The organism is Gilliamella sp. B2717 (assembly GCF_026536675.1).
GTDB classification, from domain to species: domain Bacteria; phylum Pseudomonadota; class Gammaproteobacteria; order Enterobacterales; family Orbaceae; genus Gilliamella; species Gilliamella apicola_I.
In genome coordinates this window covers 1-15,794 of sequence record NZ_JAFNNQ010000030.1, presented here as the reverse complement: position 1 = coordinate 15,794, position 15,794 = coordinate 1, and the positions used below count along the sequence as shown (strand labels likewise).

Annotated in this window: 13 protein-coding genes; 6 read left to right on the top strand and 7 right to left on the bottom strand. The window is 34.7% G+C overall.

Annotation, left to right across the window (positions count from 1 at the left end; genetic code table 11):
- Positions 1-14 precede the first annotated feature (14 nt).
- The 5 genes from mmuM to mfd form a co-directional block, all read right to left on the bottom strand.
- Positions 15-956: a homocysteine S-methyltransferase gene (mmuM, locus tag J3U35_RS05295; protein ID WP_267360037.1), complete on the bottom strand. Its 942-nt coding sequence runs from the start codon at positions 954-956 to the stop codon at positions 15-17.
- On the bottom strand, positions 949-2,346 hold the full coding sequence (gene mmuP, locus J3U35_RS05290) for an S-methylmethionine permease (protein ID WP_267360035.1): 1,398 nt from the start codon (positions 2,344-2,346) through the stop codon (positions 949-951). The genes mmuM and mmuP overlap by 8 nt, the downstream gene beginning before the upstream one ends.
- Positions 2,347-2,399: 53 nt before the next feature.
- Positions 2,400-3,944 carry a DUF945 family protein gene (locus J3U35_RS05285; protein ID WP_267360033.1) on the bottom strand — a complete coding sequence of 515 codons (1,545 nt, stop codon included), beginning with the start codon at positions 3,942-3,944 and terminating at the stop codon, positions 2,400-2,402.
- Between the two features lie 101 nt (positions 3,945-4,045).
- Positions 4,046-5,551 carry a DUF945 family protein gene (locus J3U35_RS05280; RefSeq protein WP_267360032.1) on the bottom strand — a complete coding sequence of 502 codons (1,506 nt, stop codon included), beginning with the start codon at positions 5,549-5,551 and terminating at the stop codon, positions 4,046-4,048.
- Positions 5,552-6,022: 471 nt separating this feature from the next.
- Complete coding sequence (gene mfd / locus J3U35_RS05275; RefSeq protein ID WP_267360030.1) at positions 6,023-9,481, bottom strand: transcription-repair coupling factor; 3,459 nt, start codon at positions 9,479-9,481, stop codon at positions 6,023-6,025.
- 160 nt (positions 9,482-9,641) lie between these two features.
- Between mfd and lolC the strand changes: the two genes are divergently transcribed.
- Genes lolC through lolE form a run of 3 tightly spaced genes read left to right on the top strand, consistent with a single transcriptional unit; the run spans position 9,642 to position 12,792 of the window.
- Entirely contained in the window at positions 9,642-10,844 is a 1,203-nt protein-coding gene (lolC, locus tag J3U35_RS05270) for a lipoprotein-releasing ABC transporter permease subunit LolC (protein ID WP_411597398.1), read from the top strand.
- Positions 10,837-11,529: a lipoprotein-releasing ABC transporter ATP-binding protein LolD gene (gene lolD / locus J3U35_RS05265; RefSeq protein WP_267360026.1), complete on the top strand. Its 693-nt coding sequence runs from the start codon at positions 10,837-10,839 to the stop codon at positions 11,527-11,529. Before lolC ends, lolD begins: the two co-directional genes overlap by 8 nt.
- A gap of 24 nt (positions 11,530-11,553) precedes the next feature.
- Positions 11,554-12,792, top strand: coding sequence for a lipoprotein-releasing ABC transporter permease subunit LolE (gene lolE / locus J3U35_RS05260; protein ID WP_267360024.1), 1,239 nt, complete (start codon positions 11,554-11,556; stop codon positions 12,790-12,792).
- 51 nt (positions 12,793-12,843) lie between these two features.
- Here the strand turns inward: lolE and J3U35_RS05255 are convergent, their stop codons facing one another.
- Both J3U35_RS05255 and J3U35_RS05250 read right to left on the bottom strand, forming a co-directional pair.
- Positions 12,844-13,575, bottom strand: coding sequence for a rhomboid family intramembrane serine protease (locus tag J3U35_RS05255; RefSeq protein ID WP_267360022.1), 732 nt, complete (start codon positions 13,573-13,575; stop codon positions 12,844-12,846).
- Between the two features lie 54 nt (positions 13,576-13,629).
- Positions 13,630-14,124: a GNAT family N-acetyltransferase gene (locus J3U35_RS05250; RefSeq protein ID WP_267360021.1), complete on the bottom strand. Its 495-nt coding sequence runs from the start codon at positions 14,122-14,124 to the stop codon at positions 13,630-13,632.
- Between the two features lie 38 nt (positions 14,125-14,162).
- Here J3U35_RS05250 and J3U35_RS05245 point away from each other — a divergent pair, with 38 nt between their 5' ends.
- The 3 genes from J3U35_RS05245 to J3U35_RS05235 all read left to right on the top strand — a co-directional run bounded on the left by J3U35_RS05245 (position 14,163) and on the right by J3U35_RS05235 (position 15,652).
- Positions 14,163-14,312, top strand: coding sequence for a hypothetical protein (locus J3U35_RS05245; protein ID WP_267360019.1), 150 nt, complete (start codon positions 14,163-14,165; stop codon positions 14,310-14,312).
- Between the two features lie 84 nt (positions 14,313-14,396).
- Positions 14,397-15,032: a hypothetical protein gene (locus J3U35_RS05240; RefSeq protein ID WP_267360017.1), complete on the top strand. Its 636-nt coding sequence runs from the start codon at positions 14,397-14,399 to the stop codon at positions 15,030-15,032.
- Positions 15,033-15,424: 392 nt separating this feature from the next.
- Positions 15,425-15,652 (top strand): hypothetical protein, encoded by a 228-nt coding sequence (locus J3U35_RS05235; RefSeq protein WP_267360015.1) that lies wholly within the window; start codon positions 15,425-15,427, stop codon positions 15,650-15,652.
- The last annotated feature ends 142 nt before the right edge of the window (positions 15,653-15,794 follow it).

Here is a 15,794-nt window from a genome sequence, read left to right as displayed (position 1 = left end):
CTCAACGGAAAGTTTTATTTATCTTGCAGGAATTTAGCGATATTAGCAATATCGTTAGGTGTGGTTTGACAACAACCGCCAATTAATTTAGCACCAGATTCTATCCAGTTTGTTAACTGATTAGCAAATGTACAATTATGTTGCGGGTTAGGGTGCCATTGTTTGATTAAAGGATCATATACTTCGCCAGAATTTGGGTAAACGATTAATGGTTTTGATGTGAGTTTGTTTAATACATTTAGTGACCTTGTCACTTTTTCTAATGCAATGCAATTGATGCCTACACTGGCAATTTGCTCAATATTATTTAAATATTCGACAACTAAAGATAACGGTGTTCCATCACTCAGATGCTGATCATCTTTCAGTGTAAATGAAAACCAGCAACTTATTTTAGGAAATTGTTTAATCACCTTTGTTAATGCTTTTATTTCAGTAAAAGAAGGCAAGGTTTCACAAGCGAGTAAATCCACATTGGCATCGATAAGTGCTTTTATGCGGACATAATGAAAGTCCATAAAGGCTTCTTCAGTCAGTTGATAGGCTCCTGTATATTCGGAACCGTCAGCTAAATAGGCGCCATAAGGCCCAACAGACCCGGCAATAAGTAAAGGTTTAGGTTGGTCTAATTCGCTTAAATACTGTTGTTTAGCTTGTTGTGCAAGTTCAACACTTTTTTGTATTAACGCAATAGAATCGTTGAGATTAATGCCTTTTTTAGCAAATCCTAAAGGTGTTGCTTGATAACTTGCTGTAATGGCACAGTCTGCGCCAGCTTTAAAATAGTCATAATGAACTTGCCGAATTAATTCAGGTTGCTCAAATAATACTTTTGCTGACCATAAACTATCATTTAAATCGCTTCCACGACGTTGTAACTCGCTGGCAAGTGCACCGTCAACAATGATAAAGTTTTTTTGGTTTAATAAATTCTTAATCGGATTATTATTAATCATTTTGAGTAACTCGAGTTTTGTACTTATGCGTCAAATGGTAAACCATAAAACAAACAATGACAAAAGGGATGCCACAATATAGCGCTATTCGTTGTTCTGAATCAAAAGCCAGTCCAATACAGGCAATCACGCACAAAATTGTGCCTAGAATCGGGACTAAAGGGTAGTAGGGCGCTTTATATTTTAAATTAATAATTTGTTCTTGAGAAAGCTTTTGCCTAAAAAAGTAATGTGATACACAAATACTTAACCAAACAGCAACCACGGCAAAACCTGAAATAGCTGTTAACGCAACAAAGACTGTATCGGGTGCAATCACACTAGAAAACAACGCCAGTAATCCCCCTAACATACTCACCGTTATAGCGGTGGTTGGAATCCCTTTAGTGGTTAATCTTGAAAAGCATTTAGGCAAAGTACCTTGATTTGATAACGACCATAACATTCGACCTGATGCATAAAGTCCTGAATTAGCCGCCGATAAAATGGCAGTTAAAATTACAAAATTAAAGATATCGGCAGCATAAGGGATACCAATATTTTCAAAAACCATCACAAAAGGACTTTTAATGACGCCTGCTTGTTCCATGGGCAATAAAGCCGCCAGTACAAAAATAGTGCCAACAAAAAAAATGATTAACCGTAAAATGGTTGTTTTTATGGCTAAAGGAATACTTTTTTCAGGCTGCTTAGTTTCACCCGCAGCAATACCAATTAGTTCTGTACCAGAAAAGGCAAAATTAACCGATACCATTGTCATGATGATAGGTGTCAATCCATGTGGAAACCAACCATTATCTGTAATATTGTGTAGAAATGGGGCTGGCATATCGTTTTTCATCGGTATAAAACCAAAAATAGCTGCGCTGCCCGCAATAATAAAAACTATAATCGTAATGACTTTAATTATTGAAAACCAAAATTCACTTTCCGCAAAAAATTGTGCAGTCACAATATTCAAAACAAATATAACTGCACAAAAAATTAAACACCAAACCCAAACAGAAATATCCGGAAACCAATACTGCATACACATACCCGCAGCGGTTAGACTTGAACCCAATGCAACTGTCCAGGTTAGCCAATATAACCAAGCAACGGTATAGCCAGTAGCAGGGCTAATGAAACGGGAAGCATACGTATGAAAAGCACCGGTTTCGGGCATAGCAACCGCAAGTTCGCCAAGGCACAACATAACTAAAAAAACGACCAAAGCACCAATTAAATAGGCAATAATCGCTCCCACGGCTCCTGCGGTTGCAATAATATAACCGGTATTAAAAAATAATCCTGTGCCAATCACGCCACCTAACGATAACATAATTAAATGCCGAGTTTGCATAGTACGTTTAAATTGATTCTCAGGTGATTTAGATAGATGATTGTTCATAACATGGTATGTCCGCTAGCGTATTAAAAAATTATTTATTGTCTCAATTCACATCAAAAATGAGTGAAAAAATCGTCTTCACTATAAAATTTACCATTCACTTCTGCTTGATGTGTATCACTTGAATAGTTGGCATCTGAATATATCCCTTCCATTCCATTTTTTTCAAAAGTGAAAAGAATTGATTCATCTAACCACGATTTTATATCATTTCCTAATACTATTTTATCAATTTGTTCTTGTGTAACAACATTTTGTTGATAATTTTCAAATTGAGCTGCAATATAATTTATAACGTTAAATGGCATATCAAGTTTAAGTATGAATAGATTGATATTATCGTCCAAAGATAATCCACGAAAATCCTCATGACTAGTATAATCAACTAGCGAATCAACATTAATATCGCCGACATCAGTATGCCAATTAAATTTATAGGACATGCTCCTATTATCTTTATCAGGATTAACATCATAAGGATCGCTAAATTCTATTCCAAATCCAAATTCGCCTAATACAAACGACAGCATACTGATTCCATCCATGTTTATAAATTCATTATTCGAGGAGATAGAACCAAGGTTTTGGTTTCCATACGTTAATGAGCCTATTTTAAAGTCTATTGAATCATAATAATTCTCATCAGTTTGATTTACTGATTGATTAATTAATATTTGGTTTAATATGGCGGTTGCGTTGTCATTGAAAAAATTCTGGGATATAACTTTATTTATGGTTAAATTGTTATGTAATATTCCTTTTTTAAAATCACCATTTCTAACAGCTTTCACATCCTGAAAATTTAGCTCTTTTTTATATGTCGTAACATATTGATAATTTCTGTCAATAAGATCATAATTTTCTTCTGAATAATAAAGATTTTTCAACTCCAATACATAATTTAAAGAGCTATGACTGCTTTCGGGCTCGGTTTTGATAGAAACTTGATCAAGTTTCAAGGATAGGTTTCTGAATTCCGATGTTAATTCTAATTTGTCCCAGTGTGAATTTACGCTGACAGTTGAAAAATCTTTAGAAACATTGAAAAAGCACTCACCTTCAGTTAAGTACAAATTGTTTTCGCCAAACACATGATTGACTAGATTTATCTTAATAGGGTTATTTTTCAAATAAATACTGAACTCTTTTTGAAAACTTAAATTGGCATGACCAGTGATGAATGATTGGTTATTTGACCATTTCCAAAGCTCTGGAAATGCTTTTTCAGTCATTTGATAATCTATCATTGCGACTTGAGGTGTAAAATCACCTTTAGCGATATTGACGATAGGAAAAGGACCGTGATAAATTGTAATATCATCACTAAAGAGGATATTTTTATCATTCTCAAGATCCGTTTGATTATCTACTGATTCGGTGATAGTCAGGTGTAATTTCGTTGAGAATAGACCTTTATCATAATGGCTTTTGGTTATATTGATCTTACTCATATCCTTGCTGCCATTAATTTTTTCACTGATTAATGACAGGGTATTATCAATTTCATTTTCAATTTTATTGCCAATGTACCAAGTTGAACCTAAATATCCTATGCTTAAGACTGCAACTATTCCTATTGTAAATTTAATTTTTTTCATTGTTTTCCCGTTATTTTTTATAATTATTAATTTGATTTTGATAAACCTAAAGCAACGCCTAGTTAGCCTATCAAGCTAATTAGGCGTAACTAAAAAGAGTCTTAAAGAGAAAGAATTAGACGATTAAAATCATTTTTATTCATTTTTTGTCCATTGATTATCACGTCAGAATCACTCTGTTTTGTTTTCAAATCCAGATAGATACCTTGCTTATCTTCATCAATAGAAATAAGAGGATGATCTTTAATCTTAGATTTCGCGATTAAATTAATCATATATAATTTTCCAGCAATCATATCATCAGTCACATCCGTTTCATTGTAATTTTCCGTTTGTGCCCACATACGTGCTAATACTTTAAATGGAATCTGAATGTTATAACTTAACATGCGATCGGGGGTAATATCATTATTATTGTCATCCGTTGATAAGTTGTTATCGACTATCGCTGATGTGTTGGCAATAATATCGCCTGAAGCATTATGCCAATTTAACAAACCATCCCATTGAATTTTTGAAAAGTCAGATGCATTTTTTTCAATGAATAAACTTTCAAACGGATTCTTTGTGTTAAATCCTTCAAAATTAAACTTAAATTCACCATGACCTAAATTTTGTTTGCCAAAATTGAACGATTCAATACTAGCCTCATAACTGCCCTCTGAGCTATTATTTGGATTAGATCGAACATCTTGCTTAAAGAATATATTATTAAAAACAAATGGCGCTTGTGGATTGAAACTTAAGACAGTTGTTTTCAATTTTTCTATGTTCATCTTGGATTGATAATTAGGTATATTAGCTCCATTGATCGGATCAAATGTTATTGTGTACTGAGCTGAACTACTTATATTATCAATATCTATTTGGACTGGAAGACTTGATCGAGCGTTTATCGTTAAAGTATCAACGTTTGAGTTTAGATCAACGATATCATCTCCTTTATTTTCTAAGTTAACCTTAAGATTGCTCAATGAGATTGAACTAACCTGATCAATTTTATATCTTAATTTATCAAGCTTTATAGACATCGATGAGGTCAATTCATTTAAATCACTGGTGATGGTGATGTTGCCTTCTGAAATATCTATTCCTTCTTTAAACTGAGGCATGTCAATAGTATTCAAGGCTTTTGTGGTAATTTTTGTGACGACATAATCACTAAATTTAATCCCCATAGTGGCGGTAATAAAAGGTTTATCTCCTGCAAGTTTCCAAAGAGTTGGATTGTCTTTTTCAGTCATTTCATATTCAATCCATGCCAATTGGGGGACAAAGTTACCTTTAATTAATGCGGCCATAGGGAATGGACCATGATGGATAGTTATATCGTCATCAAAAACGGTTTTTGGTTCATTGACATCATATTCAATGCGGGGTTTTTCGGTTATAGTAAGGTGAAATTTGGATGTAAAAATATTTTTTTGATAATTGCTTGTTTTGATTGATATATCATATTGATTTTGGTAGCCATTAATCGTTTCATTAATGTTGATTAATTGACTATCTAATTCTTTCTCAATTTTATTGCCAATATACCATGAACTACCTACATATCCGATTGCTAATAGCGCTACAAAGCCGATAGCTAATTTACTTTTTTTCATTGGTTTTCTCTTTTAATTCATTGTTATTACATAAATTATGTGCTCATAATTCAGAGACGAGTAAAACTAAATTATTATCAATAAACTATCTTATTATGAATAAATAGTTTTATGCGATTCTGACCTTTCAATTCTAATGGATTTCAGAACGATAAGCGAGTTTTTAAGTGATTTTATAACATCACAATTTATTAGAGAAAATATTGATTCTAATTTCATCGCACACTTAGCGATACAGATAAAAAAGCATAGCTAATGGTCAAAATGAGTATGACCTTACTCATTAAGAAGGATAAAGAAAATGTTTGGTAGATAGGAATCAAAACATGATAGTTATTCAACTAACAAATAATGTTTTATATTAACTTCAAATTAACCGGCAATATTAATTTAGCTCTGCTCATTGCTATGTGGGTGGCATCTATAAAGAGCAATGAGCTATTTATTAAAGAATTTTCAAGATGTTGTGTGTTATGCTTGATGTGTGGAAAATTCAGTTAACAAGTTTTTGATATATTCAATACGCTCTACACGTTGTAAATCAGTTTTTTGTAATCTTAATCTATTATTGCCTTCTAAACGATAATTTTTAGGTTCTTTTTGAATGATTTCAATTAAATAATCAACTGAAATTTTATTATTACTACCAAATTCGATAAATCCACCTTTTTCACCAAATTCAATTTTAGTAATGCCTAATTGATTAGCATGAAAACGAATTTTAGTTGTTTCTAACAAAAAGAGAACTGCATCAGGTAATTGCCCAAAACGATCACGCATTTCAACTTGTATATCGGTCAATTCATCTAAATTATTGATACTCGCAATACGTTTATACAAAGATAAACGAGTATTAACATCCGGAATAAAATCGTCTGGAATCAATGTAGGTAAACGTAACTCAATTTCCGTTTGTTGACTGGTCAATAGTGATTCAAGCGTAGGTTCTTTTCCTTCTTTTAAGGATTTTACGGCATCTTCTAGTAGTTCAATATATAAATTAAACCCAATAGTTTCAATTTGACCACTTTGATCGCTTCCTAACAACTCGCCTGCACCTCGAATTTCCAGATCATGCGTTGCTAAAGCAAAACCTGCACCCAAATCTTCTAAGGTTGCGATAGCATCAAGACGTTTTTTTGCATCTTTACTCAATAATTTAGGATGTGGTGTTAATAAATAAGCATAAGCTTGATGATACGAACGACCAACCCGACCACGCAACTGATGCAATTGCGCTAAACCAAATTTATCGGCACGCTCAATAATAATTGTATTAGCATTAGGAATATCGATACCGGTTTCAACAATGGTGGTACAAACTAAAATATTAAAACGTTGATGATGAAAATCATTCATCACTCGCTCTAAATCTCGTTCATGCATTTGACCATGACCAACGCCAATACGTGCTTCTGGCACTAATTTGGCTAGCTTTTCACTCACATTATTAATATCCGAGACATCATTATGTAAATAATAGATTTGACCACCACGCAAAATTTCACGCAGAATAGCTTCTCGAATCACTAAATCATCGTATTCTCTGACAAAGGTTTTCACTGCTAATCGGCGAGCAGGAGGCGTGGCAATGATAGAAAGATCACGCATGCCACTCATCGCCATATTCAATGTTCGAGGAATAGGGGTAGCAGTTAGGGTCAATATATCGATATTGGCTCGCATAGCTTTGATACGTTCTTTTTGACGAACACCAAAGCGATGCTCTTCATCAACAATCAATAGACCAAGATCCTTCCATTTTACATCTTCCTGCAATAATTTATGCGTGCCAATGACAATATCGACTTTACCTTCTGCAAGTGCATCAATGACGGCTCGTTGCTGTTTTGCGGTTTTAAAACGAGACAAACTTTCAATACGTATTGGCCAATTAGCAAAACGATTACAAAAACTTTCATAATGTTGTTGAGCAAGTAAGGTGGTTGGCACCAAAACTGCGGCTTGCTTTTGATTGACGACAGCTAAAAAAGCAGCGCGAATTGCAACTTCAGTTTTGCCAAAGCCGACATCCCCACAAACCAATCGATCCATAGCATAAGGTGAACACATATCCCCGATAACGGCGCCAATGGCATTTTGTTGATCTTCCGTTTCTTGATAAGGAAAGGCTTGGCAAAACAGTTCGTATTGTTCACGATCTTGCTTAAATTCAAATCCTGGTTTACTTTCACGCTCCGCATAAATATCTAACAATTCGGCGGCAACATCACGGACTTTTTCTGCTGCTTTTTGTCTGGCTTTGCTCCAAGCATCTGTTCCTAATTTATTTAAAGGCGCATTTTCTTCATCACCGCCAGAATAACGGCTGATCAGGTTAAGCGATGAAACAGGTACATAAAGTTTGGTATCATTTGCATAAAGCAAAATAAGATATTCAGCCGTAATACCGCCTGTTTCTAACGTCGTTAACCCAGCATAACGTCCTACACCGTGCTCTAAATGCACGACTGGTTTACCAGGGGTTAATTCGGCTAAACTACGAACTAAACTATCGGTATTAATAGCTTGTCTGTTCTCATTTTTACGACGAATAACACGTCGTCCTAACAGTTCATTTTCAGTAATAAAAGCAAAATGCTGTTGCTCATCAATGAAACCTTGTTCACCCGCACCGACCATGACACAAAAGCGGTTATCAACCGTTGCTTGCTGATCAAGCTGATTAATGCTGGTTGGATAAATACGAATTCGACCTAAAATCTCTTGTAATGCTTCTTTACGACCTTCTGATTCAACCGAAAAAATAATCTTGCCATTAAAGTTTTCAGTGAATTGATTAAATTGATGATAAGGGTCTTTCAATTGAATCTGAAAACCAATATCAGGCAAACTCATAAAAGGTAAATTGATATTTTTAGATGACTCATCCACCGTGTTATTCGATACAATCATCCTTGGATAATGTTTAAAATTAGCAAAGATTTCATCCGTTTTAGACCAAATAACTGCGGGTTCAAGTAAAGGACGCATAGGATCAACTTTGCGACTTTCATAACGTTGATTAATATCTTGCCAATATTTATTGGCAAACTGCTCGATATTGACCGTATTAATAATTAGCGTATTATCTAAAAAATAAGAAAAAAGTGTCGTTAACGGCTCACTAAAAAACAAGGCTTGCCAGTATTCAATCCCTGTTGGTAAGATATTTTTACTGACTTGCTGATAAATACTTTCAGGCTCTAATCTGACTTCAAATTTTGCACGCCATTGGCTACGAAACAATTCAATAGCCGCTTTATCAAAAGGAAACTCATGAGCTGGTAATAACTCAATTTCTACAATTTCTTCAAGCGTTCGTTGTGTTTCAGCATCAAACGTTCGGATACTATCAATTTCATCATCAAAAAAATCAATACGATAAGGTTTATCGCTACCCATAGGAAAAATATCAAAAAGTGCTCCTCGTGTAGCATACTCGCCATGTTCCATGACTTGGCTAACAGCGCGATAACCGGCATTTTCTAATTGCATTCGCAAATGTTCACGGCTAATTTGTAAGCCTTTCTTCATAATGAACACATGCCCACCTAAATAACTTTTTGGGCAAACTTTTTGCATTAACGTATTGATCGGTAAAATTAACGCGCCTTTGGTTAAATGTGCAAGATGATAAAGGCAAGATAAGCGTTCAGATACAATATCTTGATGAGGTGAAAAACTATCATAAGGCAAGGTTTCCCAATCAGGAAACGAAATAGCCGGAAAATGGCTAAATTGCTTCAGCTCTTCATAAATGCGGGTTGTTTGCTGCATATCATCGGTGACAATCACCACTAAACCGTTATGCGCAGCAATTGCATCGGCACACAGTTTCGATAATGAGGATCCCACCAGTTGTCCAAACTGTTTTACTTCACCGGGTTTTTGTGGAATAAGTGTTGAAATATTGAGTTTTTTAGACATGATAAATTTAATTGATATTGGTGCAAAAAGTATTAATACATTATAACGTAATTACTTGGATGTTTTCTATAACTGTTTAATCCTGTATGATAAACGTCTTCTATTTAACTTGCAAAACTTTGTCAAAAAGTTTCGGAAATGATAAACATTTATGTCAAAAATATTTCGTCCATTAGTGCTTTATATTGGGTTACGTTATGTATACGGTCAAAAGACTGATGGCTTTGGTCGCTTTGTTTCATGGTTATCGATGATAGGGATCATGCTTGGATCATTGGGATTAATTCTGGTGTTATCGGTCATGAATGGACTAGAAGATCAGATGCAAAATAGTGTGTTAAAGTTCTTACCGCAAGCACAAATCACCACACCACAAGGCAAAATCGTCATAGATAACACGGCATATGAACAATTTGGACAGATTAATGGCGTAAGTCGCATTACGCCGTTAGTCACTAGCGACGTGGTATTGCAAAGTGAACAAAGTATCAATGTAAGTACCTTGATGGGCATCAATCCAGAAGATGATGATCCCATTCAAGATTATATTTATACCGGATCGATATCCGATCTACAGGCTGGGCAATATAATGTAATCTTAGGACAAACATTAGCCAATCAACTCGGCGTGACAGTAGGTAATAAAATACGTTTAATGGTTACCGATGCCAGTCAGGTCACACCAGTGGGGCGTATACCATCACAACGTTTATTTACTGTTGTTGGACTATTTTCGGTTAACCATGACATTAACCAAACCTTAATTTACGTCAACCAAACCGATGCTCAAAAATTACTCCGTTACCCAGCTAATACAATTACCGGTTGGCGATTATTTTTGAAACACCCTCTACAAATTGCTGAAATTACGAATACTCCACTACCGGAAGGACTTGAATTTAAAGATTGGCGAGCAAAACGGGGCGAATTATTTCAAGCAATAAAAATGGAAAAAAACGTCATGGGCTTACTGATTAGCCTTATCGTGATCGTTGCAGCATTTAATATTATTACGTCTTTAAGTTTATTGGTGATGGAAAAACAAGGTGAGGTTGCCATTTTAAAAACTCAAGGATTATCACGTTTTAAAATAATGCTAATTTTTATCATACAAGGCGCAAGTTCAGGGGTAATAGGTACACTACTAGGAAGCACTTTAGGACTTGTACTTGCTTGTAACTTAAATAACATCATGGAAACCTTAGATTTATCGCTTGCAGGTATAGAATTACCGACATTAATCGAACCTTCACAAATTGTTTTTATTATTATCGGATTACTCATGTTATCGCTAATATCAACCTTATATCCTGCTTATCGTGCTGCAACCATTCAACCTGCCGAGGCGCTACGTTATGAATAATACTCAGCCATTACTGACTGCTAACAATCTCTATAAAACCTATAAAGAAGGGAAAATGGTGACTGAAGTCTTAAAAAATGTTTCATTTGATCTTCATCCTCAATCATTACTCGCTATTATAGGAAGTTCAGGTTCGGGTAAAAGTACACTATTACATCTACTGGGTGGATTGGACAAACCGACATCAGGTGAAATCATATTCAAATCACAACAGCTTAATCAATTATCAGAACAAGCAAAAGCAAAATTACGCAATCAAGACATCGGTTTTGTCTACCAGTTTCATCACCTTTTACCCGATTTTACCGCACTTGAAAATATCGCTATGCCACTCTTAATTGGTGGTGTATCGCCCAACGAAGCCAAAAAACGGGCAAAAGACATGTTAGCATCGGTTAATTTATCAAACCGAGCCGAACATCGTCCATCCGAACTATCGGGCGGTGAACGTCAACGTGTGGCAATAGGACGGGCATTAATTAATAACCCGTCTTTAGTCATGGCGGATGAACCCACCGGAAACTTGGATAAAACAACAGCGGATGCTATATTTGATTTGCTTATCAAACTCAATAAAGAACAAGGAACAGCTTTTTTGGTTGTTACTCATGATCTTGAATTGGCTAAAAAATTGGATAAACAATTGGTTATGAGTGACGGGCAGCTTTCTGAAAGCGGACATTAAAAAAACGATTTAGTGGAAAACAAAATGAATCTATCCTTAATGACGGCAATAAAATTTCGTCAAGGTCGCCGTAAAAGTGGCATGGTATCGCTTATCTCGATTATCTCAACTTTAAGCATTGCAATTGGAATTGCCGCACTCATTATTGGCTTAAGTGCCATGAATGGCTTTGAATATGAATTAAAAAACCGAGTGTTATCGGTTGTTCCGCATGGACAGATATATTCTCAATATGGCAATCTAAATGACTGGCAGCATATCCAACAAGAGTTAGAAGAAGATAAAAATATTGTTTCAGCAGCACCATTTATCAGCTTTACAGGGCTTATCGAAAATGGAAGCAAACTTGGTGCCGTTGAGGTACAAGGGGTTGATCCACAGCGCGAAAAAGCCATAAGTGCGTTGCCAAAATATGTGTTGGATGATCGTTGGCAATATTTTAAAAACGATAGTCAGCAAATTATTATCGGATCGGGACTGGCAAAAAAACTGTCGGTAAAACAGGGTGCATGGATAACATTGTTAATTCCGGTATCAAGTGATAATAACCAACTCAAACCACCTAAACGTGTGCGTTTACAAGTGGTGGGTATTTTAGATTTAAGTGGTAGCTTAAGTAACAATGTTGCGTTAATCCCCTTATCAGACGCTCAAAAACTTTTAAATATTGGTGACAGTGTCACAGGTATAATGGTCAATGTTAATCAAGTTTATTTGGCTAAAAGCCTATTAGGCAGGGCGATATTAAATCTTGACGAAAACGTCGCATATACCAGTTGGGAAAACTCGTACGGTTTTATGTATCGAGACATTCAAATGATACGACAAATCATGTATTTAGCAATGATTGTGGTGATTGGTGTTGCCTGTTTCAATATTGTCTCGACATTAGTGATCGCTGTAAAAGATAAACAACGAGATATTGCAATTCTCAAAACACTGGGCGCAAATAATCGCCTAATTAAACATATCTTTATTTGGTATGGGGTTATTTCAGGCTTAATAGGCAGCTTACTTGGCGTTGTTTTAGGCGTTCTATCTGCTTGGCAACTGTCGAATATCATGAAAGTAATTGAATCGCTGATCGGGCATAAAGTATTAAATGGAAATGTCTATTTTATTGACTTTTTACCTTCAAAAATTCATGCAACTGATGTGCTAATTGTATTTATTACTGCCATGCTATTAAGTTTAATTGCCAGTTATTATCCGGCTAAACGGGCATGTAAAATTGATCCGGCGAAAATATTAAACAGTTTTTAATATGATAAAGCAGGCGCTGATAGCATTAGTTATCAGCGCAATATAATGTGATTAATAATGATATTTTAAATTATCCGGTAATTCATAATGCACATACCCCATATAAATACACCAGATAGTCACGATAAATAATAAACAAATAAACAGTATTGTAAATTTACTTGAATACCCAAACCATTTTATCAATAGCGACACAACCAAACCCAAACCAAAACCGGCAACAGCCCCCCCCAAATGCGCCATATTATTAATACCAGGAAGCAAGCCCAAACCAGCGGTAAGCACTAAGCTAATGATAATAGCATTGATGGGCATTTCTTTAAGATTGGCCCGATTAACCAAACTATAAGCTAATAATGCGGTAATAATCCCTAAAATTGCACCGGATGCCCCACAACTAATCACGGTACGATCAAGATTAGCAATATCACTGACTAAATTACTGATTAATCCAGAAAGAAAATAAATACCAATAAAGGCAAATTTTGGAAGGCGTTTTTCTAAAATGATGCCCACACTCCATAAGGCGATCATATTCATTAACAAGTGTGACAGGCTGACATGCATAAATAAGCTAGTGAACATGCGCCAATATTGGCCCGAAAAAGTCAATTGCGATACATCGGCGCCCCAATCAACCAAAAACAAGTTTTTTAAAGAATCAACAAAACTACGGCTATCACAAAGACGGGATATAACAAACCAAGCAATATTAATCACAATCAGTGAACTGGTTATTTTGGCTTGGCGTCCTAGATAAATTAAATTTTGTGAAATGGTCATGTAAACTTGTATCCTTATAAATAAATTACATAAGTTATTTGATATTGACAACGTTTAAATAAGTGATTTTCCAAAAATAATTAAATCACGCTTTACACCGTCCAGTTCGGCAATCTTTGGACATAATCCCCATTGCTGATACTGCATTTTACTAAAAAGACTGATACTGGGAATATTATGACCAAATACATAACTTAATATGCTATCGATACCGACTTTATGGGCATATTCTTCAATTTGAGCAAGCATATATTGCCCAATTTTTTTACCTCGAAACTGTTCATGAAGATATAAACTCACTTCGACCGTTTTAGAATAAGCCGGTCGCCCATAAAACGAAGATAAACTAATCCAACCACAAGGTTGATTTTGATGCTGAATTAACCAAAGAGGGCGATTATCCTCATTATGTTGTTCAAACCAATCACGCTTACTGTCGATTGAAACAGGTGATGTATCGGCTGTGACCATACGGCTGGCAATGGTCGAATTATAAACCTCAACAATAAAAGGCAAATCATTGAGTGTGGCATGACGAAACGTAATCATAAAATAGAGTCTGTCAATGGATAAGGGAAGGTATTGTAATGAGATTATTTAAATCAGACAACCAATTAATTACCGAAACCGAGTTAACCATTATCAACAAACACAGGACGAAAAATAGTCAACAAACACAGTTACTATCATGCTTAAAGCACGCTCATTATCGCCAAGGCTATAAATTAACTCTATGATAAACAAATAATTATTTTGCAATGTGTGTTAGGCTCTTTTATAATGGCAAAGTGATTATCACTACAATGAATAGGAATAGCAGAATGAATGGAGCCGTTAACCAACCTTATATCGCCTTTGATCCTGAAGAGGCAGAATTTTTGTGTGATTACGATGTCAAATTAGAGTCTAAAAAAATTATTCTTTCCAATATCCACAACATAGTTCTTCGATTTCACATTCCTAAAAAAAGAATACTAACCTTTATCGCATTAATTGCGTCTTGGGTACTGCTTACTGTGCTATACCTAAATTATAATCCGACAGATAAACTATTTTTTAATCTTCTATTAGTCATGTTGCTAGGTGCTATCATGATAGTATTTTCGATCCTTCAACATTATATTGCGGTTTCATTTGAAATCAGGCGACTAAAAAAACTTTACAACAGCTTAAAATGGCCTGTCACCAGTTATTATGCCTTTTTTGAAGAAGGAATTTTAGTCAAATCTTATGATATAGAAGGGATATTTTATTGGGATGACTTTAAAAACATCATAGCCAGTTCTAACGTTATTACTTTTCAATTTTATCCTAAAGGTACTCCAAAAGGTGACTTACTAAAAAATCACTATCCAAAATTACGCCCATTTTATTTAATTATTGATGATGACAAAAAAATCCAGTCAATTTTGGCAAAGGTCAATCATCAACATGATGATTTGGTTGAATTTAAGTGATGAATTTAAGCAAGTCAAAATTTTATTATAATGAAGATCACCGTAGGATTATTGAGTTGATATTAGGGTATAAGTAAGATAATTAATTCCACGATTTTCATCATAATCTCCATACAGTCAACACCGTTTTATAATCAACTATCACTTTTGAAAAATTATCTTTATTCAATATTTTTAGAATAATTAAAATACAACGTTAATAAAAAGCTTACTTCGATATTTGAATTTACACGTTTTTTAATTTATTGTTAATTTTACATAACTTATCAAAAATTATATTGCAAATTTTTGATAAGTAATATAATTTTTTATAAATAAGATTATCGTAATTGATAATACAAAATAAATAAAAGTTAATTAATAGGGATAAGTATGGATATTAAGGAGTAGTTGTGGTTCGTTGTTTAGTGCTATCAGATAACCGATTACCCATTTATGGTAATTTCTGGCATTATCGTGATGATTGGTATCTTAATTTACAATCATTATCACATCAATTTCTTGATTCTTTTCTGATTATCGATGCCCCCAATTATTCCAACTTAAGCAACCAAAATCATTATTACCTAAATAACGTTGGAAAGCTGATTAATCAGTTTGATACATCAGGAAAGGAGTAACCCATGGCGAACAAAATAACTACCCTTATCAATCAAGTCGGTGAAGGTTTACTGAATGAATTAACGGGCGAGGTAAGCCATAATCGCTACACCTTAACGGTTGATAATCTGATTTCGCCGGTTTCTGTTTTACACGTACAAG